We start from the raw sequence: 25,266 nt of genomic DNA, 5'->3' as shown, positions 1-25,266 counted from the left end.
TATTGTGTTATTCATCAAGTTTATTAATCGATTCCGCTATTTTTTCAATTTCTCCATGATCCCATAAATAAATTTCATCAGTTAAAATTCCATTTCCATTATGTTGTAAAAATATTAAATCTCCAGAACCGCCATTACCAATTACAATTCCATTTTTGGGAAAGCCTTGCCATTCTCTTGCGTTTTTTGTTTCAAGACCAATATGATTACAAGTCCGACTTATTCTTTTTTTGTCAGATTTATCAAAAAATGGGTGAAGTTGGAAGAAAAATTCACCTGAATCTATTTCTCCACCATTTGATTTTATCATTCGGTTTTTAAATTCGAATGGAAATTTCACACTCAATTCCGATTCTGTTTCGATAATATATTTTTCTTCTACTGGAAATGGCATTTTCGTTTCATTTTTTTGTTTTATTCAATTTGTTTTGACGTTTTTGTAAATTATTTACAATGTTGTGCCTCGTTATTTTTATAAGTAGTCAATTTTTAAAATCATTTCTGGACTTATAATTTTGCCATTGTTACTAAAGTTTGCATTAGACCTCCAATCCATTTTTTTATCATTTATTTTATTATAGAGATAATTTATAACGTATAACAGTCTTTGTGGATGAAATTCTTTTTCTGTTTTAAATTTAATTATACATTTAACTGTTGTATTTTGAAATTCACGGAATATTAAATCATATTTTTCGGGATATTTAAAATATATAATATCTTCAATTAATTCAGGGCTTTTCAAATAGTCGTGTATTCCATCCGCTTTTTCAAAAGCAAAATCACGTATTAAAAAAGCCCAAGGACCTTGATTTGTTTTAGAATTTAATTTATTTTGAATTACAGAACATCCTAACAAAGAATTATTATTTATTGGAATTTGTATTTTTTTTATAATCTCATTTATAAGAGTTTCTATTTTATTTATTGCTATTGATAGTGGTAAAATTCCCTCCTTAAATTCAGAACCTTTCAAAACTCTGGTATTATGAAACCAGTAAGCTTTGATTATTTTAGATTCATTAATTTTAAATTCATTAAGAAACTCATCAAATAAGTATTCGTTAGCGTATTTTTCTTTTAGGCTTTTTTTCCATATTTCGTTTAAATCGGTTGACTTTAAAAAAGATAAAATATCATTTCCAGAAGTAGTGAAAATCGAAGCTAAAGATGATAGCATAGATTCGTAATTTTCACAGTCTAAAATCGAAATTTCTTTCATTAGTGTAGGTTTTTATGATCTAGCACAACGTTCATGTATAATAATAGTTACGTGTTTTTATCCGAGGATTTTTCGAAGGAAAATCAGACGTTACAAACACGTAACGACCTTTGATTAAGTACTAAATCGCAATTGTTTTTATACTTTGTTGTAAGCCGTTTTTTATTCAATTAATATTAACTCACTCTTGATTTCAGAGTTAAGTTCATTAAAAATATTCCATTCTTCTCTTAATTCAAATCCTTCTGAATTTTCTAGATTCCAATTTCCATAAGGTAATGTTGCTCTTCGAAAATTAGTTGAGTAGTTTTTCCCGTAAACTTGTTTGTTTTTTAATTCATATTTAGTGTTAAAAACCATTGCTCGCATTACAGAAACATCTATAATCTCATCAGTTCCATCGATCCAACCAAACTCGACAACCTTCGGTAAAACTTTACTTGAATGTTTATCAATACTTTTAGCAAATGTTAAAACATTTACTTTTCCATTTTTAAAATCTTCATAATAGCGAGAAGATATAAAAATCATTTTCATTTTTTTTAAACTCAAAATAACTGAATGAATTTTACAATTCAAAAGTGCAGAAACAGCATAATCATCTGAATCAAAATCTATTGCCCTATTAAGACACTTTTCTATCCATTCACTAGTTCCGTGATTATATTCTGTCCAAAAAGGCTTTATTCTATTTTTTAACCATTTAGAAGTGTGCATTGCTCCGATAACATTAATCTGCATATTCAGAGAGTTTTCATAGATTACTCCTGCAAATGCAGAAATTACTTTATGGTCTTTGTCAGATTTCATTAATTTATCTAATGCTTTTTGTGTTTTCATAGGTTTTTCTCAAATCGCTTACAACGGTTAGTATATGAAAAGTAGGCGATTACGAAGCACAAAAAATTCCGTTAAACACAAAGCTTGATACAAGCCGAACCCCTTGATTTTAATGCTATCTAGCCTGTTTTTTATATACATTGTTGTAACACGTTATTTTTTTTCGCTAAATGTCCAAATCAACGCTTTTTCTTTTGTAGCTCTAAATATTGTATTATGTTTTTCCTCAGGTTCATCTTCATATTTCCATATTAATCCACCTTTAGTATCTTTTAATATTTGTTCTAATTTATTTGTATAAGTGGATATATCAGTTACGCTTGACCCAGCATACCAAAGACTTTTATTTTCATAATTATTTTCTTCGGTTAACTTTTGAAAATTTGTTACTAAATAGTTTTCGTTAAACCACAAGGAAGGATCCATAGCAATATAGTAATCAAACATATTTGGTTCTAAAATTAATGTTTCAATTACGAATAAGCCAGCTAAGGACTCGCCTAAAATTGCCTTTTTATCTGTTGTCCTATATCTTTTATTAATCTCTGGAAATAATTCATTTGTTATGAATTTTCTAAAATTATCAGCTCCTCCTGGATTTGGAATAAACTTTAAATCGTATTCAATGTTTGATGGACCAGATAAATCTCTTCTTCTTTCTGTATTTTCAATACCTACTAATATAAGATTAGGTATTTTATTTTGTTTAATTAGTGTATCCAAAGTATTTGCAATATGCGGAAAATCTTCTTTTATTCCACCATCAGGCATATATAGGACGGTCAAACTATCTGTAGAACCATCATAGTTTGGTGGTGTCCAAATATTTATTACTCGTTCTTCATTAGTGAATTTTGAATTTATTTTTAAGCTGTCGTGTTTTGGAATTGGGTCGTCATAAACAATTGCTTGATTCTTACAACTAACAGTTAGAATTATAAGTAATATGTAGATAATATTATTTTTCATCAGTTTTGTTTTTAATGTGTTACAACTAAGGTATAAGCTTACTTATTAAGAAGTAAAAATACAATTCCAAAGGGAAACCCCATGAATAAAATGTAATAATTAAGCTACTAGCAGGTTGCTGTGTAAACTAAACATTGGTTTTGTGCCCATGCGTTAAGGATTGCAGTGAAAATCCCGCAGAGAGGTACGAACGAGGAATTGTAACGTAAAGCCTGACCCGATAGGGTAACGCCCAAAAAGCGAAATTAGGAATATGTTATTAATTTGGTTCTTTAATCTTGATGTATGTATATTACGTGTTCAAAGGTTAAAGTGACCAAACAAAAACCATATAGAAAACGTGTGAGAATTTTGGTGAATAGGGCAGGGCCAAACAATTATTTAGAGATGGTATTTGGCCAAGGTTATTTTTATTCGGCTAACGCTTTTGCTTTGTTCCAAAGGTTTTTTCCTGTATTTTTAATCTCGTCTCCAGTTTGCTTTAGGTTTTCTGTGCTAGAGTATTTCTCCATGTTTTCTAAAAAGACTTTTAGGTTATCGATGGTTTTAAAAATTTCGTCGGTATGAGGCACATTTTGTTCTTTCATTACTTTTTTCCAATCTACTTGTGCTAAAATTGAAAACATATATTTTGTAGCTATTTTACTTAAAAAGTACTTGTCGTAAACGCCATTGAGTACTTTTCCGGGCTTTCGGTTCTTTACATACTCTATAGACTCGTCTATTCTTTCTTTGTCTCCAGAGGAAAGTAATTTGCTTGTTTTTAGTTTGGTTAAGGCTGCAATTGCTTTTTCATTATCTTCATTTTTTAGATATAAATAGCTTTCAACAGACCATACAATTTCATTGTCTAAACCAATTTTCTTGGTGTCTTTTAAAAACATTTCAAAATCTTCCATGGCACGTTTTTCATCAATTTCCCTTTCCATCATTAATCTATCAAACCCTCTAAATAAATGATTTAAAGAATGAATTCCTATATGGGTTTGCTCGTTATTGAGGTTTCCCCATTGAAATAGCGCTCTTGTATATGGCAAGTCGATTTTTTCGTTGTGGTTTAACCAGTCTATGTTTCTAGAAATTTCATCTTCGGATAAATAATAAAGCCCTTTTTCAAAAAATAAAAATCCTCTAAAATACTGTAACAGTGTTTTTATCTCAGAATCTGGTAGTAATTCTGGGTATGTTTTTGTGCACTCATAGAGCGATACTTCTTTACCTAAATCTTTACTTAAAATTACAATGGCGCTTAAAACGGAGTGTTCTATATTTTGAACATATACTTTATCTTCTCCTTTTAGATATTCTCTTTGTTTGCTAATAGAATCTCCATAAGCCAAATTGAAGGCGTCTATTAATGTTGGAAAAATATCTTCGTCGGTTTCCATTATAAAATCTTCCATGTTTTTATAATCACGATAAATAGAAATGTAATCGAGCATAGAAAGGCTTTCCGGGTTATCTAAATCGTATTTTACGACCTTGTTGAATATTCTATCCAGGTCAGATTTAAAAGATTGAAATTCTGGCGATATGGTGTTTTTTTCTGCGGAAGCTCTAATGAGTATTTTACCAAATTTGTAAGTAGCAACTTTATAAGAATCTAGGTTTTCTACTAATTCTTTTTTGTCGTTTTCTAGTAATTCTTTATCTGTTTTGCTCTCGTTAGAACAACTAAAAATGAAGACAAGTAATAAGACTAAAACTATTTTTTTCATGCTTGGTTCTTTACTAATGTTGAGTAAGGTCTATGTATAACAAAAAATACAACGGCCTTTGATGAAGCCAAAATAGTAATTATTTTCAAACTTTTTTACCCTTCCTTTTTTGATTAAAATTCGGGCTATGTATTTTAGATTTTAAATCAAGATTTTTACCTTAAAAGTCAACAATCTGTTTTGTATTTTCTTGTTGTTTTAAATCTATTAATTCTCTTTTTAAGCTTCAATTTTATGGTAAAGTGTATTCTAACCCAGAATATATACTTAAAGCTCCAATTACAATATCGTTTCTTGACATAGAAACTCCATTTAAAGTGATAGAGATACTAACATTATCATTAGGGAAATGAATAGAAATAGATTGAAAACCGTCTAAAAGGCCTGTGCCGCCAAAACCCATTTTTTGATAAAAGGGAATAGCTATTAAGCCTAATCCATAAATGTCTGTACTGTTTGCTTGCATTTGTTCCAATGAGATTGCTGAAACTACATTGCCATCGAAAAGTTCTTGAAAAAAAGTATTTAAATCTTCAGGGTTTGAAACTATAGAACCCGTTCCATTCACAAGAGTTGTATTTGTTTCAGTTGCTAATATCCAATCATTAGATTCGGGATTATAGGATAATGCCTCTTTATCAGTTGTATCTATTGCTTCTCCATTATAGGTGTTCGTTAAACCCAATGGTATTACTATTCGGTCTCTCAAAGCATCTGAATAAGGTTTTTGGTCTATGCTTTCAATAATAAAGCCTAAAACAACATAGTTTGTATTGGAGTAAAGCGTTTGTTCATTTGGTTGAAATACAGTTCCATTCTCTATAAATAAGTCAATTAGTTGTTGCTGTGTTGCTGGTTGGGTTACAATATCAGTACCGTATGCGGTATCTGTGTAATTGAAAAGACCACTTTTATGCCTCAATAAATGTTCTATTGTTATTAAGTTTGAATTGGGTAACTCTGGAAAATAAGTATCAAGTGTTGTTGATAGTGTGAGTTTGTTTTCCTCAATTAATTGCATAATCATAGATGCTGTAAACGTCTTTGTTATTGATGCAGTTCTATATTTGGTTTGCGGTGTTGCTGAAATGCTATTTTCAATATCTGCTTCTCCAAATGATTTTTGATAATCTAATTGTCCGTTTTTAAATATGGCCACACTTCCCATTCCAAGATTTTGCTCTTCAAGTGCTAAAAAGAAAGTATCCATTTTATTTCGGTCAAAATTTTCTCCAAATTCAAAACCTTCGATTGTGTTTTCCGAACAACTTACTGTGATGCATAAAATTAAAATACTTAAAATTTCAAGTTTAATGTTTTTCATAATTATCTGTTTAAGATATAATTTTCCATCTTTTTTTCAACGCCAATCCAATTATGATAAAGTGGTTTTATTGAAAATTTAAATTAATATTTTATCAGTTATCAGTTATCAGTTATCGCTCTCGAAAAGGCAAATTGATTGTAGGGATTGTCTTTTTTAAGTTTTCATTATCAGCTAAAAAACAACGGGGTTGGAGTAATTTCTCTACCTTAAAAATATTTACACTTTCCATAGTATAGTTATTAATTTGATAAATAGAAACCCAAAAAACAAGCTATTGCACCAATCGAAAATAGTATTCCCATAATTGTGCTAAAATATTTTTCTCCTAAAAAGTTATACCACCAACGTTGGCTATATCCTGAAGGCGAAACTGCCCAATTCCATTTTTTAAAATTCCCAACGGAAAAGATAAAAAGAACTATTGAACCAACTAAATATCCATAATGTGGATTCTGTGACATAAATTCTTTAGCTTGATTGAATAATTCTTCCATTCTTTCTTTATCTGTTGCTTTTAACTGTTATAATAGCGCCGTGTAAGTATAGTTTTGTGTTTGCATGCTAGAATTTTTCGCAGGAAAATTAGACGTATCAAAAGGGCAACTATCTTTGGTTAGATTTAAAATAGTAATTGTTTTTATAGGGAGCTGTAGTGCATTTTTTAGATGTGTCCATTCATTCTAACTATATCTGTTCCAATTTTAGCTTTTAATTCCATTAGAAATTCTTCTTTTAAATCTGGCCAGTTCCAAAAAGTAAATCCAAAATTTGAAAACGCTATTGAATTGTCCGTTTTATAATTTATTAAATTGCTTTCTTTTAAACAATGTGGACAGATTAAAGATGCATTTTCATTATTTGTCCATTTGTCAAATTCTGGAAAAACAGTATCAAATCTATTTAATTGTTCCTCGGTACAATTGTCTGTGAAAAAATCTTGAGGTGTTATTCCTTCAAATCTGTCGGTAATACAATTTGGGCATTCTAATTTAGTCATTGCAGTAAAGGCACCTGCGTTAAATACTTCTCGTTCCGTTTTTATTTCAACTCCGCATACTTTGAGTCTTAATATATTTTCGTTAGAGCCAATTACATCTATATGTTTGTTTCCTGGTTTATAACCTTTGTTACTCATACTAAAAATGCAGTAAGATAATTCAGTTTCTATTGTTTCATTTGATTGTAACCATTTTAGAATTTTTTCACTCAATTCTTTTGGGTTTTCAACTTCTTTTACTGTACAAATAGTTATATAATTATCACTCATTTTATTCGTAATTCGATTTTTTAAAATGTTCGTTAAGAGACATGGTTACACAAGTAAAAGGTTAGAGTTTACACTAAAATAGTAAATTTCTAATTAAGCACTTAGCCAAAAAAAAATATCGGTTAGTTTGTGTTTTCCATATATCTTTCGCTTTTTGCTAAAGTCCATATATTCAGTACTTGGCTTTTAAGTCCGTTTATGTTATCTGGCTCTACAATTTCAATCTCCGTAACTCCAATTAGTGATATTCGATATTTTTTACTTTCTAATAAATAACCGTCAATATAGATTTCATTTTGTTTATTCAGTCCGAAAAAATCATTTAGTTCAGATTGAGATTTGCTTATAGGTTTTTCTTTTAAATCCACAAATAAAACACCTTGCCCTGTAAGATTATAATAGTCGCTAAATCCTCTACTTTGTTTATCTTTTATAACTGATATTTTATTAACCTTTTTTAGAATCTCTTCTTTAGAAGATCCCAAACGTTTCATTAATAATTCGCTTCCAATTATTGTTTTATTAAAAATGTAGGTGGGTTTTTGGGTTTTAGCTTGTGGTAATTTGAAATATTTATCTTGAGAAAACACACTCAAGGATATAAATGAAATTAAAAGATATGTTATGAATTTGTGCATTTTTAAATGTTTTTACAACGTTAAGTATAAGAAACGTAGGGCTGGTGATAAGCACTTTTTTTTCGGTTTATTACTTAGCTAAATATAAATATTTTGCTTTTATCTTTTCTCCTATAAATGCCAAATTTTATATTTATCGGACTTTATTAATATTCACAGACCTTTTGGTTTAGCACGAATGCCCTATGTTTTTTATACCGTGTTGGCAATAGTATTTTTATTTTTAATCAAAGAAATGAACATATAAATAAGTCATTTCAGTTTCTTTATTAATCCACAAATAATATTCACTAAATGTATGGTCTATAAAATCATTCTTATAATAAATTCGGTCAACGTTTTTATTAGGTAAATCAAACCAACTTGGTGGACTCGCGTCTTTTTCCAAATTCTCAATTATAACTCCAAATTTCGCATTATTACTTTCGGCAATATTCAGAGGTTGGTCGTGTGCAATAATTTTTTCCAAAACATTTGAGTCATATGTAAATGACAGATACTGAACTTGAAAATCAAAATATCCTCGATTTTTGAGTTTGATTTTTTTAATTGATTCAGGTGGTTTAAATCCAAAATTATCTTCGAAAGATGAAATTAGTTTTTCACGGTTTTTTGATTCATACGCACAGCTAGAACATAAGAAGAGAGTAAGTATGTTCAAATAAATCAAATATTTTCTCATTCAGTTAGATTTCAGAGTGTCAATTTTCGGTATTTTAGTAATGTCAGATTCTCCGTCTATTGAGTAAAACTCTAATTCAGTCGGCATTTGGTTAGTTCCTAATACAGATATTCCAATCAATTCTCCGTTTTCACCTTTACCAACATAATCAATCATTAATTTTCCTTTTTGAATTTCTGATTCGAGTGTTTTACCAAATATTATGGTCGGACACTTTCCGCACCCACATCTCGCGATTACTTTCAAGTTACCAATTAAATTAGTCCATTCCGATTTTTCTTTTTCAAACAGATGGGGCAGAAATTTAATTTCAGAATTGCTTAATTCTCTTTTATCTGTAATGCTATATTTCATTATCAAATAATTTTTTCGATTGATTTTTGGTCAACCTTTAGTGCTTTAAGAATTGTTTTTGCTAATTCCTTATCATCTCTTTTCGCTTGGTCAAATATGTCAATTAATCCTGAAACATAAAGTCTTTCATTGACAGTCATTCCATCAATTCCAATTACGCCATTTGCTTTTTGGTATATAGTTTCGAGTGTCATTTATATTATTGCCAACTAAGGCCTAGGCTTACTTATTAAGAAGTAAAAATACAATTCCAAAATCAAAACCCATAAAAAAATGTAATAATTAAGCTACTAGAAGATTACTGTAATGACCAAACCTTTGTGCTTAGCCCTGCGTTAAGGATTGCAGTGAAAATCCCGCAGAGAGGCACGAACGAGGAATTGTAGCGTAAAGCCTGACCCGATAGGGTAACGCCCAGAAAAAAAAGGACATAAAAAAAGCCCAACTTTACAGTCGGGCTTTTAAATATTTTAAACTAGGTTGCTTATTTTCCTGCAGCCTCTAAGTTTTTCATTTCTTTTTCGATCATATCGTAAAATTGATCAATTTTGGGAAGAACAACAACACGAGTACGTCTGTTTTTTGCTCTGTTTTCTGCAGTATTGTTATCTACTAAAGGCACATAAGAACTACGTCCTGCAGCGATTAACTGTCCTGGATTAACACCTAAGTCTTGTAATACACGGATAATTGATGTAGAACGTTTAACACTTAAATCCCAGTTGTCTAAAAGCACACCTTTTTGGTAAGATTGGCTATCGGTATGACCTTCGATCATAGCTTCGAAATCTGGTTTGCTGTTAATTACTTTTGCAACCTTAGCTAATACTTCTTTAGCTTTAGATGTTACATTGTAGCTTCCGCTTTGGAATAATAATTTATCTGCAATAGAGATAAATACCACACCTTTTTCTACGTTTACTTCAATATCTGGATCATTGATACCAACTTCACGTTTTAAACTTGTTACAAGTGCTAAAGTCATGCTGTCTTTTTTAGTCATGGCATCTTGTAAACGTGTAATTTTAAGCTCTTTTTCTTTGATGCTTTCTAACGTTTTTTCGATACTACTAGCTCCTTTTGCTGATAATATTTGAAGGTTATCGTTGTTTTTACGTAAATCGTTTACTTGAGATTCTAATACAGTTGCTTTTGCAGTTGCAGCAGCACGCTCTTCTAAACATGAGTTTAATTTTACGGTTGCAGAATTAAGTAAATCTTGAGTTTCTTTTTGCTTTGCTTCAAGATCTGTAAATTGTTTTTTAGTAACACATGAACTTAAAAGTAACATGGCTGATAGACTAAGTAATAAAACTTTTTTCATAAGTTGTTTTATAATTTTGGATTAAAAAATGTTCTTTCTATAATTAACAAAAGTATATAAAAATAGGTTGATAGCAGAGTTATTAACAAAACTTTTACTTATTCTTTTTAACTTTTGTAATACATATTCTTATTTACGAAATAATCGATAACCACAGATGTTTTGTTGTAGTAAATAATTTTATTTTTTGTGGCCTTACGTTGTTTTAATAACCGGTTTAAATTGTAGTAATAATTAAAGTGTGCTTTTAAAATAGCGAATGTATGTTTGGGTTTTAAATCGAATAGAAATTTAACAGCTGCAATACCATCTAAAACTAAACGAATAAAAATAAGAGCGAATATGTTGCCTTTCGCATTTTTAGTTACCATGAATAGGCTGTTTCTAAAATTAAGAAAGGTTTTTTTGGGGTTTATAGCATTTAGTGTAGCGCCACCAACGTGGTAAACGGTAGATGTGCCTACGTATTTTATTTGGTGGCCTTGGTTTTTTGCACGCCAACAGAGGTCTATTTCCTCCATGTGTGCAAAAAAGTGAGCGTCGAACCCATTGAGTGCTTTAAAAACATCACTTTTTATAAATAAACATGCCCCAGTTGCCCAAAAAATATCGATGGTGTCGTTGTATTGTCCGTTATCTTTTTCTATTGTATCAAAAATGCGACCTCTGCAATATGGGTATCCATATTTGTCTATAAAACCACCAGCAGCGCCGGCATACTCAAAGAAGGCTTTGTTTTTAAAGTCTAATATTTTAGGTTGAAGTATGGCCGTTTTTGGGTTTTTATTAAAGGTTTCTATTATAGGTTTCAACCAATTTTCTGTAACTTCTACATCGCTGTTTAATAAACAAAACACATCGGCTTCAATATGTTGTAAAGCATCGTTGTAACCTTTGGCATAGCCACCATTTTCTTGATTCTGAATTATTGTTACATCAGGAAAACGGGTTTTTATATAGGCAACGGAGTTATCTGTAGAGGCATTGTCGGCCACATAAATATCGGCTTCTTTAGAATGCGTAACTACCGATGGCAAAAATTGCTTTAATAGTTGTGTTCCGTTCCAGTTTAATATAACAATGGCAAGTTTCAAAAGATGGTTTATTTATGGGTTAAAAGGTTATCTGTTTTATTCTGAATAATTAAATTATTGCTCACTGAGAACTATACTCCGGTATATCTTTTAAAAACTGATAACGTTCGTTCTCAAAATCCATTTGACAATAATAATGATTAATTCCGTTAGTAACCATTAAATACGTGGCGTTTAGCGCGGTGTTATAGCGTGCAATCTGGTCGAACGTGGTTTGATTAATATTTATTTTTGGGGCTTTACATTCTACAATTAAATGGATACTACCGTCGGGATTAAAAATAACAATATCATATCGTTTTTTTAAATCGTTAATAGTGAGTTCTTTTTCGACGTTAATTAACGAGATGGGATATTTTTTAACCTCCATTAAATAAAGCACACAATGTTGCCTTACCCATTCTTCGGGTTGTAAAATCACAAATTTTTTGCGAATGCAATCGAATATAGATACTTTATTTTCGCTATTTTTGAAACGAAATGAAAACTCAGGAAAATTTAATTTTTGTAACACTGAAATTTTAAATTTTTTCAAAGTTAAGGAAATAATCAAGTTTTAAAGACTGCAATCGTTTTTAGGAATTTGAAATTTATAAAATAGGAATTTATACTAGATTTGGACGAAGTAAAACAAATAGTAACCGATATAAAAAACAAAAACTTAAAGCCTATTTACTTTTTAATGGGTGAAGAGCCTTACTATATTGATAAAATTTCTGATTTTATTGAAAGCTCTGTTTTAGATGAAGCCGAACGCGGCTTTAACCAAATGGTATTGTATGGTCGTGATGTTACTATAGATGATATTGTTGGGCATGCTAAACGTTACCCAATGATGGCAGAGCACCAAGTGGTAATTGTAAAGGAAGCGCAAGATTTAGCTCGAAGTATTGAGAAATTGGCTAAATACGCCGAAAACCCACAGCCAACTACAGTTTTAGTTTTTAATTACAAGTATAAAAAAATTGATAAGCGTAAAGCGCTTTATAAAACGCTTAAGAAAAACGGGATTGTTTTTGAGAGTAAAAAACTTTATGATAACCAGGTTGCCGATTGGATTCGTCGTGTTCTAACACCTAAAAAGTACGAGATAACTCCAAAAGCAGCACAAATGCTTGTGGAATTTTTAGGTACAGATTTAAGCAAAATAAATAATGAGTTAGAAAAACTTCAAATTATTTTACCGCAAGGCACTCAAATTACTCCAGAGCACGTTGAGGAAAATATTGGTATTAGTAAAGATTATAATAACTTCGAGTTAAGAAAAGCGGTAGGTGAGCGTAACACCGTTAAAGCTTTTAAAATTGTACACTATTTTGGTGATAACCCAAAAGATAACCCAATGGTGGTTACAGTATCGTTGTTATTTGCGTTTTTCTCACAATTGCTTACGTTTCATGGTTTAAGTGATAAGTCGCCAAGGAGTGTCGCGTCTGCGCTTCGAGTTAATCCGTATTTTGTGAACGATTATATAACGGCTGCTCGAAATTTCCCAATGAGAAAGGTGAGTGGCGTAGTAGCTACGCTAAGGGAGTTTGATGTAAAAAGTAAAGGTGTAGGTTCTAATGCCGTGCCGCAAGGCGATTTACTAAAAGAACTTTTGGTACGTATTTTTAGTTAAGCTATAATCCTAAAAAAGGTAATTGTTTAACGTTGTGGTAGGTTAAAGCCGCAGTAATACATTGTTTTAACTCGGTTTCGGGTATGGTATCGTTAAGTTGAAAAACAATAGCACGGTGGCCTTCGAACTCAAAATTATCTTTAAAAACAATTTTAAATGTTTCAACAAGCTTACTTGTGCATTTAAAATACATAGCGTATTGGTCTGGTTTCTTTGGTTTCCAGTCAATTCTAAGGGTGCTGCCTTTTTTTACTAAATAGCTTGGTTCTCCCCATTTTAAGGTTTCTTCAATGGTGTTTATACTTTCAATGTTGTTGGCTACGTCTAGAATTAAAGCTCTAAGATGTAATATTTTATTTTTAACAAATTCCGGATAGGCGTTAAACACGTGCTCCATTCTGGCATCTGTTTTTATATCTAAAGAATTAAGCGACATTTTTTCTTCTTAAATTGAAATTACAATAAAGATAGTGTTAATTTAGTTTCTTAATAAAATTTTATAAATGAATTTAGAGATTCACGAAAGTTGGAAACCCTATTTAGAGGCAGAGTTTAAAAAGGATTATTTTAAAAACTTAATAGCATTTGTTTCTAAAGAATATAAGGACTCAAAATGTTTTCCTCCGGAAGAAGCCATTTTTAATGCCTTTAATTATTGCCATTTTAATGATGTAAAAGTGGTTATTATTGGTCAAGATCCTTATCATGATCATGGGCAGGCTAATGGTTTATGTTTTTCTGTGGCAGATGGTGTTAAACATCCACCATCATTAGTTAATATCTTCAAAGAGATTGAAACGGATTTAAGTATTCCGTATCCTGAAAGCGGTAATTTAGAACGTTGGGCAAAGCAAGGTGTATTACTTTTAAATGCGACACTAACCGTTAGAGCTCACGAAGCGGCGAGCCATCAAAAACAAGGTTGGGAAACGTTTACAGATGCTGTAATTAAAGCAGTAAGTGATAATAAGGAAGATGTAATATTTTTACTTTGGGGTGGTTTTGCAAAAAAGAAGGCTAAATTAATTGATGCGACTAAGCATTTGATATTAACTAGTGGGCATCCGTCGCCATTATCTGCAAATAGAGGGTATTGGTTTGGAAATAAACATTTCTCAAAGGTTAATCAAAAGCTTGAAATTCTTGGAGAAGAAATAATAGAGTGGTAAAAAAAGAAAAGGGAAAATTAAAACGCTTGCTACAAATTAGCTACCTGTTGGTGCCAGTCTTTCTTGCATGGCATCTAATTCTAGATACGGAGCTAAAATAACTGGTTGTTTGTTAACTTTTGTTGTTTTAACTGTTTTGTTACAGCTAAATTTTAAAAGCAATAAATTAACGAATACAAGTAGGGTAAATGTAAGAGTAACTGTTAAAATCATATTAATCTGGGTTTAAATACGTTGTAATGTACGATTTATCTCGATAATTTGCAAGTTTTCTTGACAAACTGTTATTACGCCACAAAATTAATAATTATATTCACAGTAACATTGCTTTATTATCACTAGTATTCACTTTTGTGATATCCGCAATTTACTTCCTGATAAAATTAACTTTAATTCAAAATTTTGTGATATTTTTTATCAAGTACGTTTTTATTTAAGGTAATTGAAATCATTTTTAATTTGAAATAAGCTTCACTCATGTATATAAAACCATTGTTCGCAACGCGTTCGGAGTTTTTACCCCAAGAGTTTTTTACTTTATAGTAAATATTGCCATTTTGGTCCTTTACTAAACCTGTAATATGCATTAAGTGGTCGTCGGTAGTATTAAAGTTTTCAAATTCTTGTTGTCTGTAGGCTTGTGTAATCTCTTTTTCTGCTACAATTTCTGTTAAGTCCTTTAAATCAACATTACCGTCTTCTGGAATTATAGCCATACCAGGGTTTGCTGTAAATGTACTTTCGCTTACATCGCAATCTAAAGCAATAGTATATCCTTTTTTAAGTGCATTATTTGCAACTTTAATCATTTCCTCAATTGGGATATTATAGAAGCTTCCGTTAGAAAAATTATCAGGAATATTTAAAATGAAGCTTGTGTAAAATGGTTGGTGAGAAAATGATGTTAAGCTTACATAATCATCAGGGTTTATTTTTGTGAATTCTAAAAATGATTGTGGTGTGTATTGTACGCCTTCATAATTAAAAGTTTCAACATTTTTTCCTAAATAAATATCTAAAACGGATTCTGTAACCTGTTTCCATTTTGGAGATAATGGTTTCTTTACATCTTTAGTATAGGTGTTTAATAAACCTCTTAAAACGGTAAGCATTTCACTGTGGTTATGTCTGGTCGCATTTTCTTCAAGACCTGTAAAAGCGAAAGCTGGTACTAAACCATGATCTTTTACGCTATTTAAAACATCGTGAGCCAAACCACCATCACTAAATTGTGTTTTACCTTGGCGCATAATGTAATTCCAGGCCTTTTTCGGGTAGGTGTTTCTTACGGTATACATTTCAGATAAATCAATCTTTTTACCTGTAATTCTTATTATTTCACTCTCTAAAAAAGACGATGTAGAAAAACTCCAGCAAGTCCCGGTATTTCCTTGGCTAATAACATCGGTAGTTTCAAGGTCTATAACCGTTTCAAATTTATACGATTGCGCATTTAAAGAAAGGCAAATAAATAGTAAAACGAGTAGTGAAATATTATTTTTCATAGGTAATGAAGGGTTTTAATGAAATAAAATTTATTTTTGGCTAAAATAAAGAAAATGAGTCAAGAAAATTGGGTAACTGTTAAAGAATACACCGATATTACATATAAAAAATGTAATGGTGTTGCGCGTATTGCGTTTAATAGACCAGATGTGAGAAATGCATTTCGTCCGAAAACAACATCAGAATTGTACGATGCCTTATATAATGCTAACGAAGATGTGAATATAGGTGTGGTATTATTGTCTGCCGAAGGTCCATCGACTAAAGATGGTGTTTATTCATTTTGTAGTGGGGGAGATCAAAAAGCACGTGGACACCAAGGTTATGTTGGTGAAGATGGGTATCACCGTTTAAATATATTAGAAGTGCAACGTTTAATTCGTTTTATGCCAAAAGCAGTAATTGCTGTGGTTCCGGGTTGGGCTGTTGGTGGCGGACATAGTTTACACGTAGTTTGCGATTTAACTTTAGCGAGTAAAGAGCATGCTATTTTTAAACAAACCGATGCTGATGTTACTAGTTTTGATGGTGGTTACGGATCGGCTTATTTAGCCAAAATGGTAGGACAGAAAAGAGCACGTGAGATTTTCTTTTTAGGAAGAAATTACTCGGCTCAAGAAGCCTTTGATATGGGCATGGTGAATGCTGTTGTTCCTCACGATGAATTAGAAAGTACAGCCTATGAGTGGGCTCAGGAAATATTAGCAAAATCGCCTACATCTATTAAAATGTTGAAATTCGCTATGAATTTAACAGACGATGGTATGGTAGGGCAACAAGTATTTGCTGGAGAAGCAACACGTTTAGCTTACATGACGGAGGAAGCTACCGAAGGTAGAAATGCCTTTTTAGAAAAACGTAAGCCTAATTTTGAAAAAAAATGGATTCCATAAATGAATAAAACAAAAGTTTGGATTTCTTCCATGCGTTTGCGCACTTTACCTTTATCTGTTTCAGGAATTATTTTAGCTTCGTTTTTAGCAGCTTATCAAGGTGTTTTTAATTGGGTGATTTGTTTATTGGCTATTTTGTCGACTTTAAGTTTTCAAATACTATCAAATTTAGCAAACGATTATGGCGATGGCGTAAAAGGCACGGATAATGATGATAGAATAGGGCCAGAGCGTGCCATACAAAGTGGTGTGATATCTCCAATAGAAATGAAACGTGCCATTACAATAAATGTAGCGATTTCTGTTATTTTAGCCTTACTTACTGTTTATTATGCGTTTGGTCAAGCTCATTTCTTTCTGGCTGTGTTGTTTTTTGCACTTGGCGTTGCTGCTATAATTGCAGCCATAAAATATACTGTTGGCGGTAATGCCTATGGCTATAATGCTATGGGCGATGTTTTTGTGTTTCTGTTTTTTGGTTTAGTGAGTGTTATTGGTGGTTATATTTTGTATGCAAAAACCATAGATTTTGTTGTGGTTTTACCTGCCGTGGTAATAGGTTTGTTAAGTACAGCTGTACTTAATTTAAACAACATGCGAGATATAGAATCTGATACTAAATCGAACAAAATTACGCTAGCCTTAAAATTAGGTAGTCAAAAAGCTAAAACTTATCATATTACTCTTGTGGTTTCGGCAATTTTGTTATCCGTTTTATTTGGTGTTCTGTTTTATAATTCACCATTTAATTTCATTTTTATTATCGCTTTTATTCCTTTATTTCTTCATCTTAAAAAAGTGAATAACACACAAAACCCAAAACATTTTGATCCCGAATTAAAAAAGTTAGCGCTAACAACAGTGCTTTTATCTATTTTGATGGGGTTGGGGCAAGTGTTGTAAATATTTAGTAAATTTAGAGTTCAATTTTATAATTCATTTCGAATGAAAATCACATTTTACGGTCACGCTTGTTTAGGTATTCAAATAGATGATATCAATATACTTGTTGATCCTTTTATTACAGGAAACGAAAAGGCTGCAAACGTTGACATTAGTACTTTAAAAGCTGACTATATTATGGTAACTCATGCACATCAAGATCATATTCTAGATGTTGAAGCTATTGCCAAACGTACCAATGCTGTTATAATTTCTAACTTCGAAATTGTTACGCATTTTGGTAATCTTGGTTTCGAAGGTCACCCAATGAACCATGGTGGGCAATGGGATTTTGAATTTGGAAATGTAAAATATGTAAACGCCATACACACATCGTCTTTTCCTGATGGTACTTATGGTGGGCAACCTGGCGGTTTTATTATAGAAGGCGAACATAAAAATATTTATATTGCAGGCGATACGGCTCTTACTTTTGATATGAAATTAATACCGCTTCAAACTAAGTTAGATTTGGCTATTCTTCCTATTGGAGATAATTTTACCATGGGTATTAACGATGCCATTTTAGCGAGCGATTTTGTAGAATGTGATAAAATTTTAGGTTACCATTTTGATACTTTCGGCTATATTGAAATTGATCATGAAGCTGCTAAACGCAAGTTTTTCGAGAAGGATAAAGATTTAATGCTTTTAGAAATAGGAGAAAGCATCGAACTTTAATAAATTCATTTTAACACGTATTATATTAGTCGTTAAAACTGATTAAATTGATTTTGAATTATTTAGTCTATACCTTGTGTATGGATGAAAGTGGTTATTTGTAATATTATACATCAAATAATTATCGATTTTATAGTAAAAGATTGAACAATTAATCAATCTCAAATTTTTATTATAATCCTTCTCTAGTTTTGATGTTCCATAAAATAAATCGTTATTTTAGCATGACTATGACGGCAACTTACCAACCATACACTTTAAACTTTAAACAAGCTAGCGGAACTTCGCGCGGCATTTTAAAGACTAAAGATACTTGGTTTATTATTTTAAATGAAGGTGAAAAAAAAGGTGTTGGAGAGTGCGGCATGTTTCGCGGACTTTCCATTGATGATAGACCCGATTTTGAAGATAAATTAAAATGGGTTTGTAAAAATATTCAATTAGGTTTAGATGCTTTATTACTTCAGTTAGAAGAATTTCCAAGTATTCAATTTGGATTAGAAATGGCTTTTAAATCTATTGAAAGCATAGATGGTTTCGATTTGTTTCCTTCAAAATTCACTAAAACGGAAGATAGCATTGCTATTAACGGATTAATTTGGATGGGGACGGAAAGTTTCATGAAACAACAAATTCAGGATAAAATAGAAGCTGGTTTTAGTTGTATTAAAATGAAAATTGGTGCTATCGATTTTCAAACAGAAATTAATCTTTTAAAATCAATTCGAAAAGAATTCAATTCAAATGATATTGAATTACGAGTAGATGCTAATGGAGCTTTTAAACCTTCGGAAGCTTTAGAAAAACTGAAAATATTATCAGATTTCGATTTACATTCCATTGAGCAACCTATAAAGCAAGGCCAGATAGCCGAAATGGCAAAACTCTGTAAGGCTACACCATTGCCCATTGCTCTAGACGAGGAACTTATAGGTGTGTTTTCCGAAGAAAAAAAACAAGCATTATTAGAAAACATTTGTCCGCAGTACATTATTTTAAAACCAACTTTAATAGGCGGTTTTAAAGGGAGCGATTCTTGGATTAATTTAGCCCATAAACAAAACATAGGTTGGTGGATTACAAGTGCCTTAGAGAGTAATGTAGGCTTAAATGCTATTGCACAATACACCTATGGTTTAAATAGTAATTTACCACAAGGTTTAGGTACGGGCAGTTTGTTTTCTAACAATTTTGATTCACCGCTTTTAGTTAAAAATGGTACATTGCAGTATAATAAGGTAGAACCTTGGAAATTTAATTTAGAAGTATGTATATAGCTCAAGCCTTTAAAGGCTTACACGATTGGTGGAGATATTTATTAGGTGTATTAATAGTTTTTACCGCTTGGCAAATGGTTGGTATGATTCCTTTGGGAGTTGTATTAGGCATAAAAGTTTTTGAGACCGGAAATATACCCGTTACAATCCCGGATATGATTGAGGCTTTGGGCAGTAATTTGTTTCTGTTTTTAATGCTAGTCTCTTTTGCGGCAGGATTGGCAGGCGTTATTTTTTCGGCTAAAGTTTTGCATAAGCAATCGTTTGTACAATTAACAACAGCACGAAAAAAGATAGATTGGAGCCGTTTTTGGTTTATTTTTATTCTTTGGGGTGTTATTTCTTCTGGTTTTGTATTGATAGATTATTTCTTTTTTGCGCCAGAAGATTATGTGCTTAATTTTAGGTTAAAACCATTTTTAATACTCGCAGCAATAGCTATTACTTTAATACCGTTACAAACCAGTTTCGAAGAATATTTTTTTAGAGGCTACCTAATGCAAGGTATTGGTGTAGTTTGTAAAAATAAATGGTTGCCACTTTTAATCACTTCGGTTGGTTTTGGACTTATGCACATTGCAAATCCAGAAGTAGAGCAATTAGGGGCCGTTATAATGGTTTATTACATTGGTACCGGTTTGTTTTTAGGAGTTTTAACTTTAATGGACGAAGGTTTAGAGCTTGCCTTAGGGTTTCACGCCGCTAATAACTTGTTTACAGCGCTGTTGGTTACTGCCGACTGGACTGCCTTCCAAACCGACTCAATTTTAAAAGATATGTCTGATCCAGATACCATGGCATTAGGCGAAATATTTATACCTGTATTTGTTGTTTTTCCAATACTTTTATTTATTCTTTCTAAGAAATATAATTGGAGTAATTGGAAAGATAAACTAATAGGAAAAGTTATTGAACCAACAAAAGAAGACTATAAAATAATAGAATAATTATGATACCAGATTACACTAAAGTACATGTAAGGTTTAAATTAAATAATCACCATTATTCTCATGAAGATTTAATGGAGGTTGCGTATAGTTTTGTAAAAGAAGGCGTTGCTTACGAGCGCGAATTGGGTGAGTTTTTACTCGATTGGTTAGATAAGCATGATTTTATAAAAGTACGTACATCGGGATCTACCGGTAAGCCCAAGGAGATAATAATTAAAAAGGAAGCTATGGTAAAATCTGCCATTGCAACTGGTAACTTCTTCGACCTTAGACCTGGTAAAAAAGTATTGCATTGTTTGCCTTCAAACTTTATTGCAGGTAAAATGATGATGGTTCGTGCTATTGTTTTAGGTTTAGAATTAGATATGGTAGAGCCTGCGGCTTTCCCTAGAATCGATTATGAAAAAGATTACGAATTTTGCGCATTTACACCAATGCAACTTAAAAACTTCGCTAAATATTTCGATAAAATTAAAACAGTAATTGTTGGTGGCGGACGTGTTTCTGAAAGTATAAAAGCTTTAATTCAGGATAAAAAACCTAATGTTTACGAAACTTATGGTATGACGGAAACGGTATCGCATATTGCCATTAAGAAGATAAATAACTTTACAGATACGGAGTCTGATAAATACTTTAAAACCTTACCAAATATTACTATTTCTACCGACGATAGAAGTTGTTTAGTAATTAATGCTCCAGAGCTTTTAGATGAAACTATAGTTACAAATGATATTGTAAAAATACATTCAGATAGTAGTTTTGAATGGTTAGGCCGTTTTGATAACGTAATTAATTCTGGTGGTATTAAATTATATCCAGAGGTGATAGAAGAGAAGCTACAGTGTAAAATACCTCAACAATTTTTTATTACATCTGTTCCTGATGAGACTTTAGGAGAGAAAGCTATTCTAATTATTGAAGGAAAAGATAATAAGCTAGACGAATCTATTTTTGATGGTTTGGATAAATACGAAAAACCAAAAGCTATTCACGCGGTAAGTAAATTTGTAAATACGGCTTCGGGAAAAATTCATCGTAAAAACACTTTAGAACAGGTTGTTTTTTAAAACCTCGATAATGTGTGATTTTAATAATACCTACTAGGTTTTTATAGCTTGGTGGGTATTATTGTTTTATGTCAGCACATTTAAAGTTAAATCTTTTAGAAAATTTAAAAATAATAATGAGGCATAAGTGTAACGTCTTAGGCTTTTTTAATACTTATAGAAAAATAATAATTTAAAAAATATGGAATTTATAAAACGTGTATTATCGACATTAACAGGAATCATGTTGTTTTGTTTACTTTTCTTTTTAGGAATCATTTTTCTAGGTGCTATTATGGGATCGGGAGGTGATGATGTTATTACTGTAAAAGATAATTCTGTTTTAGAATTAACATTAGATTTTCCAATTAAAGATTATGCAGGTAAAACGGAGTTTGCTGAATATCCTTTTTTAAATGAAGATGAAAAAAATGGACTTTTCAATATTATAGACGGTATTAAATTAGCTGCTACAGACGATAAAATAAAAGGAATATCTATTGATAATAATTTTATACAAGCTGGTTTGTCGCAAACAAAAGCTTTAAGAGATGCGTTATTGAAGTTTAAAGAATCGGGTAAGTTTATTGTGGCTTACGCCGATATTTATACGCAAAAAGATTACTATTTATCTTCGGTTGCCGATACTATTTTTATGAATCCTGTTGGAGCGATGGAATTTAAAGGTTTATATTCTGAACAGTTATACTTTAAAGATTTACAAGAAAAATCGGGTGTTAAAATGGAAGTGGTGCGCTTCGGGAAATACAAAAGTGCTGTAGAGCCGTTTTTAGAAAATGAGATGAGCGATAATAATCGTGAGCAAATATCGGTGTATTTAAATTCGCTTTGGACAGAAATGAAACGTGATATTTCAAAAAGTAGAATGATTGATGAAGCGGAACTCAATACAATTGCAGATAGCCTTTTGGCTCGTAATGCAACTTTAGCTAAATCGTCTAAAATGATTGATAAAATTGCTTATCACGATGAATATATTGATGGACTAAAATATGCTATTGGTATTGAAAATGATAAAAAATTAAAGACCATTTCTATTGCAGATTATGCTATTCACGCAGCTGATAAATTGAAATTAAAAAGTAATCAAAATAGAATTGCAGTTATTTATGCCGAAGGTGAAATTATCTATGGTGAAGGTGATGAGGATAAAGTTGGTCAAGGTACTATGGGAGCTTCGCTTAAAAAAGCAAGAGAAGATGATAAGGTCAAAGCGGTGGTTTTGCGTATTAATTCTCCCGGAGGAAGTGCAGTGGCCAGTGAGTTAATTTGGAGAGAAATAGAGTTAACTAAAAAAGTAAAACCCGTAATTGTGTCTATGGGGAACGTAGCGGCATCTGGGGGTTATTATATAGCTTGCAATGCTGATAAGATTATTGCAGAACCAACAACCATTACAGGAAGTATTGGTGTCTTTGGAATGATGCCAAATGGTAAAGCGTTAGCAGATAGAATTGGTATTAACGCCGAGCAAGTAATCACTAATACAAACGCCGTGTCGTTTAGTTTTTATGAGCCTATGAGCGATGTACAACGTACTTTTATTAAAGAAGGAATTATTGATGTATACGAGTTGTTTACAAAAAGAGTTGCCGATGGTCGTGGTATGGATCAAGATGATGTAAAAGCTATTGCGCAAGGACGTGTTTGGACGGGTACCGATGCAATAAAAAATGGTTTAGTTGATGAATTAGGCGGATTAGATTTAGCCTTAAAATATGCTGCTGAAGCTGCTGAAATTGAAGAATACAAGATAAACGAATTTCCTATTTTCAAAAAGGACTTAGATAAAATGCTTCAAGATTTTGGTTTAGTGAAAGCTAAAGAGACCATTTTAAAAGAAGAGCTAGGCGATGTACAATACAATATTTACAAAGAAGTAAAAACACGTACGCAACGTAAAGGTATTCAGTTATTATTTCCTTATAGTTTAGATGTGAAGTAATATTTCGATCATATTTTAATAAACAAAAAAAGACGCTTATATAAGCGTCTTTTTTTTGTTTCCCGTTGTAAGTAAATTTAATTCACACTATACCCATCACCGAGTTGAATACTTAATATTAAACCATGTGTGTTTCCTAGGGTAGAATTTTTGTTGGCGAGATTGTAATTGTATATAGCGCGTAGATTATTGAATAAATAGATTCCTGCTAAAAAGTTTATGGAATTACTAGTTCGGTAACCTGTTCCTATTTCTAGCTTATTTTTAAAACTAAGGGCTACATTAAAATCTGCTTGTAACGGTGCTCCATCTTCATATTTTATGAGCATGTTTGGTTTTATCATAAAATCTTCAAAACGATTATTATAAATACGATAACCAAAATATCCATAGTAAGGACTATTTAACACCAAATCACTGTCTGATGCCAAACTATCGCCCATAACATTTGGAGTCGAAAAACCAACATAAAAAGAAGCGTGATTAAAAAGAAAACTTAAACCAATGGTTGGTATCGTACTGTTTATATCTTGTGCAAATTTAGGATCTCCTATAATGCCTAACTGGGTTAAATTACTTTGATATTCTTGTAACCCTGCGGTAATACCAAAAGATAGAACACCTGCATCATACAATTGCCAGTAAGGTCTATTACTTTTAAAATCGAAAAATATTTTATAGGAATATGCCGCGAAAAAAGAGGTTGAGGTAGTAACACCTATTTCGTCTCGCATAATACCTGCCCCAATGCCCATTTTGTTTCTGTTTATAGAACCATGGCCACTAAATGAAAAATTTCTCGGACTTCCTTCAAATTGATTAAAGAATCCTGTATTACTCAAAGAGAACTCGGGGTTTTCTGTTAAGCCAGTATAAGCTGCATTTATAATAAAAGGGTTGTAATTATACTCCGAGAATGTAGGTGTTTGCTGTGCGTTTAATTTACAGGCAAATATGGTGATGATAGCAATTGCTATTATGTTTTTTGTAAAAATCATTGAAATGGGTTTATCTTTTTATAACTACAAAGCCTTCTAGTTTGTCAAAATTATGCGGACCACTTATATTAAACTTAAAGAAATAAGTGCCTTCTGGTAATACATCAGCTCCCATTTTAGTCTTTTTATTTGCAATACCTCTAAACACATGGGTTGTGTTATTGTATCCGTTAATTTGGAATACCATATCGCCCCATCGGTTATATATAGTAACCATATTATCAGGATGCATTTCTATACCTTCAATATTCCAGAAATCGTTGATACCATCGTTATCTGGTGAAAAACCATATTTTACATCATGTTTTGGAGCAGTTAAAGTGGTGAAAACATTTTCTGCGCAAGAAGTTGCGTCTCCCATAATATTATAAGGTATAACGTTTACATAATAAGAGGTATCTTGCTTTAAATCTTCTGAAAAAGTATATGAAGTGGAGTTTCCAACATCTTCGTTATTTAGAATATCTGTTCCTCCTGGTGAAGAACCTATTGAAATTTTATATCCATCAGCGTTAGAAACAGGATCCCAGCTAAAATCGGTATCTAAAGAAACGTCGATATCATTTTGTGTAGGATTGTTAAGGATTGTACATTCAGGACGTGTTAAAAGTATCTCCGTAGTAAAAGATTCTTCATTACATCCAATGGCACCACCAACGGCATTATAAGGTATGATGGCAACGTATATTGTAGATGTTTCAGGTAAATCTGAACTTAAATTATAAGTAGTGTTGTTTCCAACATCTTCATTATTTACAATATCGGTAGCTCCAGCACTT

The 25,266-nt window shown here is 31.7% G+C and carries 29 protein-coding genes; 9 read left to right on the top strand and 20 right to left on the bottom strand.

Features of this window, described 5'->3' with window-relative positions; all coding sequences use genetic code 11:
• Positions 1-7 precede the first annotated feature (7 nt).
• The 15 genes from BM246_RS16405 to BM246_RS16335 all read right to left on the bottom strand — a co-directional run bounded on the left by BM246_RS16405 (position 8) and on the right by BM246_RS16335 (position 11,949).
• Positions 8-394 carry an SMI1/KNR4 family protein gene (locus BM246_RS16405; RefSeq protein ID WP_042501410.1) on the bottom strand — a complete coding sequence of 129 codons (387 nt, stop codon included), beginning with the start codon at positions 392-394 and terminating at the stop codon, positions 8-10.
• A gap of 78 nt (positions 395-472) precedes the next feature.
• Positions 473-1,222 (bottom strand): hypothetical protein, encoded by a 750-nt coding sequence (locus BM246_RS16400; RefSeq protein ID WP_074939376.1) that lies wholly within the window; start codon positions 1,220-1,222, stop codon positions 473-475.
• A gap of 162 nt (positions 1,223-1,384) precedes the next feature.
• Positions 1,385-2,062 (bottom strand): hypothetical protein, encoded by a 678-nt coding sequence (locus BM246_RS16395; RefSeq protein ID WP_074939373.1) that lies wholly within the window; start codon positions 2,060-2,062, stop codon positions 1,385-1,387.
• A 153-nt stretch (positions 2,063-2,215) separates the two neighbouring features.
• A complete protein-coding gene (locus BM246_RS16390) occupies positions 2,216-3,031 on the bottom strand; it encodes an alpha/beta hydrolase (protein WP_074939371.1) in 816 nt (271 codons plus the stop codon).
• A 410-nt stretch (positions 3,032-3,441) separates the two neighbouring features.
• On the bottom strand, positions 3,442-4,749 hold the full coding sequence (locus tag BM246_RS16385) for a short-chain dehydrogenase (protein WP_074939369.1): 1,308 nt from the start codon (positions 4,747-4,749) through the stop codon (positions 3,442-3,444).
• A 232-nt stretch (positions 4,750-4,981) separates the two neighbouring features.
• On the bottom strand, positions 4,982-6,073 hold the full coding sequence (locus BM246_RS16380) for a serine hydrolase domain-containing protein (RefSeq protein WP_074939367.1): 1,092 nt from the start codon (positions 6,071-6,073) through the stop codon (positions 4,982-4,984).
• 242 nt (positions 6,074-6,315) lie between these two features.
• Positions 6,316-6,570, bottom strand: coding sequence for an Imm17 family immunity protein (locus tag BM246_RS16375; protein WP_042503755.1), 255 nt, complete (start codon positions 6,568-6,570; stop codon positions 6,316-6,318).
• 167 nt (positions 6,571-6,737) lie between these two features.
• The gene (locus tag BM246_RS16370; RefSeq protein WP_074939364.1) at positions 6,738-7,343 is read right to left on the bottom strand and encodes a hypothetical protein; all 606 of its coding nucleotides are present in this window, start codon (positions 7,341-7,343) and stop codon (positions 6,738-6,740) included.
• A 122-nt stretch (positions 7,344-7,465) separates the two neighbouring features.
• Entirely contained in the window at positions 7,466-7,981 is a 516-nt protein-coding gene (locus tag BM246_RS16365; RefSeq protein ID WP_139221913.1) for a hypothetical protein, read from the bottom strand.
• 223 nt (positions 7,982-8,204) lie between these two features.
• The gene (locus BM246_RS16360; RefSeq protein WP_074939360.1) at positions 8,205-8,663 is read right to left on the bottom strand and encodes a hypothetical protein; all 459 of its coding nucleotides are present in this window, start codon (positions 8,661-8,663) and stop codon (positions 8,205-8,207) included.
• Positions 8,664-9,017, bottom strand: coding sequence for a hypothetical protein (locus BM246_RS16355; RefSeq protein ID WP_074939358.1), 354 nt, complete (start codon positions 9,015-9,017; stop codon positions 8,664-8,666).
• Between the two features lie 2 nt (positions 9,018-9,019).
• On the bottom strand, positions 9,020-9,211 hold the full coding sequence (locus tag BM246_RS16350) for a hypothetical protein (protein ID WP_074939356.1): 192 nt from the start codon (positions 9,209-9,211) through the stop codon (positions 9,020-9,022).
• A gap of 290 nt (positions 9,212-9,501) precedes the next feature.
• Positions 9,502-10,341 (bottom strand): OmpA/MotB family protein, encoded by an 840-nt coding sequence (locus BM246_RS16345; RefSeq protein ID WP_042503760.1) that lies wholly within the window; start codon positions 10,339-10,341, stop codon positions 9,502-9,504.
• A gap of 107 nt (positions 10,342-10,448) precedes the next feature.
• Positions 10,449-11,435 (bottom strand): glycosyltransferase family 2 protein, encoded by a 987-nt coding sequence (locus BM246_RS16340; RefSeq protein ID WP_074939355.1) that lies wholly within the window; start codon positions 11,433-11,435, stop codon positions 10,449-10,451.
• A gap of 61 nt (positions 11,436-11,496) precedes the next feature.
• Entirely contained in the window at positions 11,497-11,949 is a 453-nt protein-coding gene (locus BM246_RS16335) for a type I restriction enzyme HsdR N-terminal domain-containing protein (protein WP_074939512.1), read from the bottom strand.
• A gap of 102 nt (positions 11,950-12,051) precedes the next feature.
• Between BM246_RS16335 and holA the strand changes: the two genes are divergently transcribed.
• Positions 12,052-13,056, top strand: coding sequence for a DNA polymerase III subunit delta (gene holA / locus BM246_RS16330; RefSeq protein WP_074939353.1), 1,005 nt, complete (start codon positions 12,052-12,054; stop codon positions 13,054-13,056).
• Position 13,057: 1 nt separating this feature from the next.
• Here holA and BM246_RS16325 read toward each other — a convergent pair whose 3' ends face one another.
• Positions 13,058-13,492: a DUF1801 domain-containing protein gene (locus tag BM246_RS16325; protein ID WP_042503763.1), complete on the bottom strand. Its 435-nt coding sequence runs from the start codon at positions 13,490-13,492 to the stop codon at positions 13,058-13,060.
• A 67-nt stretch (positions 13,493-13,559) separates the two neighbouring features.
• On the opposite strand from BM246_RS16325, the gene BM246_RS16320 reads away from it, so the two are divergent.
• On the top strand, positions 13,560-14,225 hold the full coding sequence (locus BM246_RS16320) for a uracil-DNA glycosylase (protein WP_042503765.1): 666 nt from the start codon (positions 13,560-13,562) through the stop codon (positions 14,223-14,225).
• A gap of 36 nt (positions 14,226-14,261) precedes the next feature.
• Here BM246_RS16320 and BM246_RS20040 read toward each other — a convergent pair whose 3' ends face one another.
• Both BM246_RS20040 and BM246_RS16315 read right to left on the bottom strand, forming a co-directional pair.
• On the bottom strand, positions 14,262-14,438 hold the full coding sequence (locus tag BM246_RS20040; RefSeq protein ID WP_159140118.1) for a hypothetical protein: 177 nt from the start codon (positions 14,436-14,438) through the stop codon (positions 14,262-14,264).
• Positions 14,439-14,614: 176 nt separating this feature from the next.
• Positions 14,615-15,730, bottom strand: coding sequence for a C1 family peptidase (locus BM246_RS16315; protein ID WP_042503766.1), 1,116 nt, complete (start codon positions 15,728-15,730; stop codon positions 14,615-14,617).
• A gap of 54 nt (positions 15,731-15,784) precedes the next feature.
• Here BM246_RS16315 and BM246_RS16310 point away from each other — a divergent pair, with 54 nt between their 5' ends.
• The 7 genes from BM246_RS16310 (at position 15,785) to sppA (ending at position 23,489) form a co-directional block, all read left to right on the top strand.
• Positions 15,785-16,624 carry a 1,4-dihydroxy-2-naphthoyl-CoA synthase gene (locus BM246_RS16310; RefSeq protein ID WP_074939351.1) on the top strand — a complete coding sequence of 280 codons (840 nt, stop codon included), beginning with the start codon at positions 15,785-15,787 and terminating at the stop codon, positions 16,622-16,624.
• The gene (gene menA, locus BM246_RS16305) at positions 16,625-17,527 is read left to right on the top strand and encodes a 1,4-dihydroxy-2-naphthoate octaprenyltransferase (protein WP_042503768.1); all 903 of its coding nucleotides are present in this window, start codon (positions 16,625-16,627) and stop codon (positions 17,525-17,527) included.
• Between the two features lie 42 nt (positions 17,528-17,569).
• Complete coding sequence (locus tag BM246_RS16300; RefSeq protein WP_042501661.1) at positions 17,570-18,247, top strand: metal-dependent hydrolase; 678 nt, start codon at positions 17,570-17,572, stop codon at positions 18,245-18,247.
• Between the two features lie 230 nt (positions 18,248-18,477).
• Positions 18,478-19,524 carry an o-succinylbenzoate synthase gene (locus BM246_RS16295; RefSeq protein WP_074939349.1) on the top strand — a complete coding sequence of 349 codons (1,047 nt, stop codon included), beginning with the start codon at positions 18,478-18,480 and terminating at the stop codon, positions 19,522-19,524.
• Positions 19,515-20,471 carry a CPBP family intramembrane glutamic endopeptidase gene (locus BM246_RS16290; RefSeq protein WP_074939347.1) on the top strand — a complete coding sequence of 319 codons (957 nt, stop codon included), beginning with the start codon at positions 19,515-19,517 and terminating at the stop codon, positions 20,469-20,471. Before BM246_RS16295 ends, BM246_RS16290 begins: the two co-directional genes overlap by 10 nt.
• Before the next feature lie 2 nt (positions 20,472-20,473).
• Positions 20,474-21,544 carry an AMP-binding protein gene (locus BM246_RS16285; protein ID WP_074939346.1) on the top strand — a complete coding sequence of 357 codons (1,071 nt, stop codon included), beginning with the start codon at positions 20,474-20,476 and terminating at the stop codon, positions 21,542-21,544.
• A 181-nt stretch (positions 21,545-21,725) separates the two neighbouring features.
• Entirely contained in the window at positions 21,726-23,489 is a 1,764-nt protein-coding gene (gene sppA / locus BM246_RS16280; protein WP_074939344.1) for a signal peptide peptidase SppA, read from the top strand.
• A 77-nt stretch (positions 23,490-23,566) separates the two neighbouring features.
• On the opposite strand, the gene BM246_RS16275 is transcribed toward sppA, so the two are convergent.
• Together BM246_RS16275 and BM246_RS16270 are read right to left on the bottom strand one after the other, a co-directional pair.
• Positions 23,567-24,487 carry a PorP/SprF family type IX secretion system membrane protein gene (locus BM246_RS16275; RefSeq protein ID WP_074939342.1) on the bottom strand — a complete coding sequence of 307 codons (921 nt, stop codon included), beginning with the start codon at positions 24,485-24,487 and terminating at the stop codon, positions 23,567-23,569.
• 10 nt (positions 24,488-24,497) lie between these two features.
• Positions 24,498-25,266: T9SS type B sorting domain-containing protein (locus BM246_RS16270; RefSeq protein ID WP_139221912.1), on the bottom strand; the 769-nt coding region annotated here is incomplete at its 5' end.

It is taken from the genome of Algibacter lectus (assembly GCF_900112395.1).
Taxonomy (GTDB): Bacteria; Bacteroidota; Bacteroidia; order Flavobacteriales; family Flavobacteriaceae; genus Algibacter; species Algibacter lectus.
Note: the sequence above shows the minus strand (reverse complement) of the source record. Positions and strands in the feature narration are given on the sequence as shown.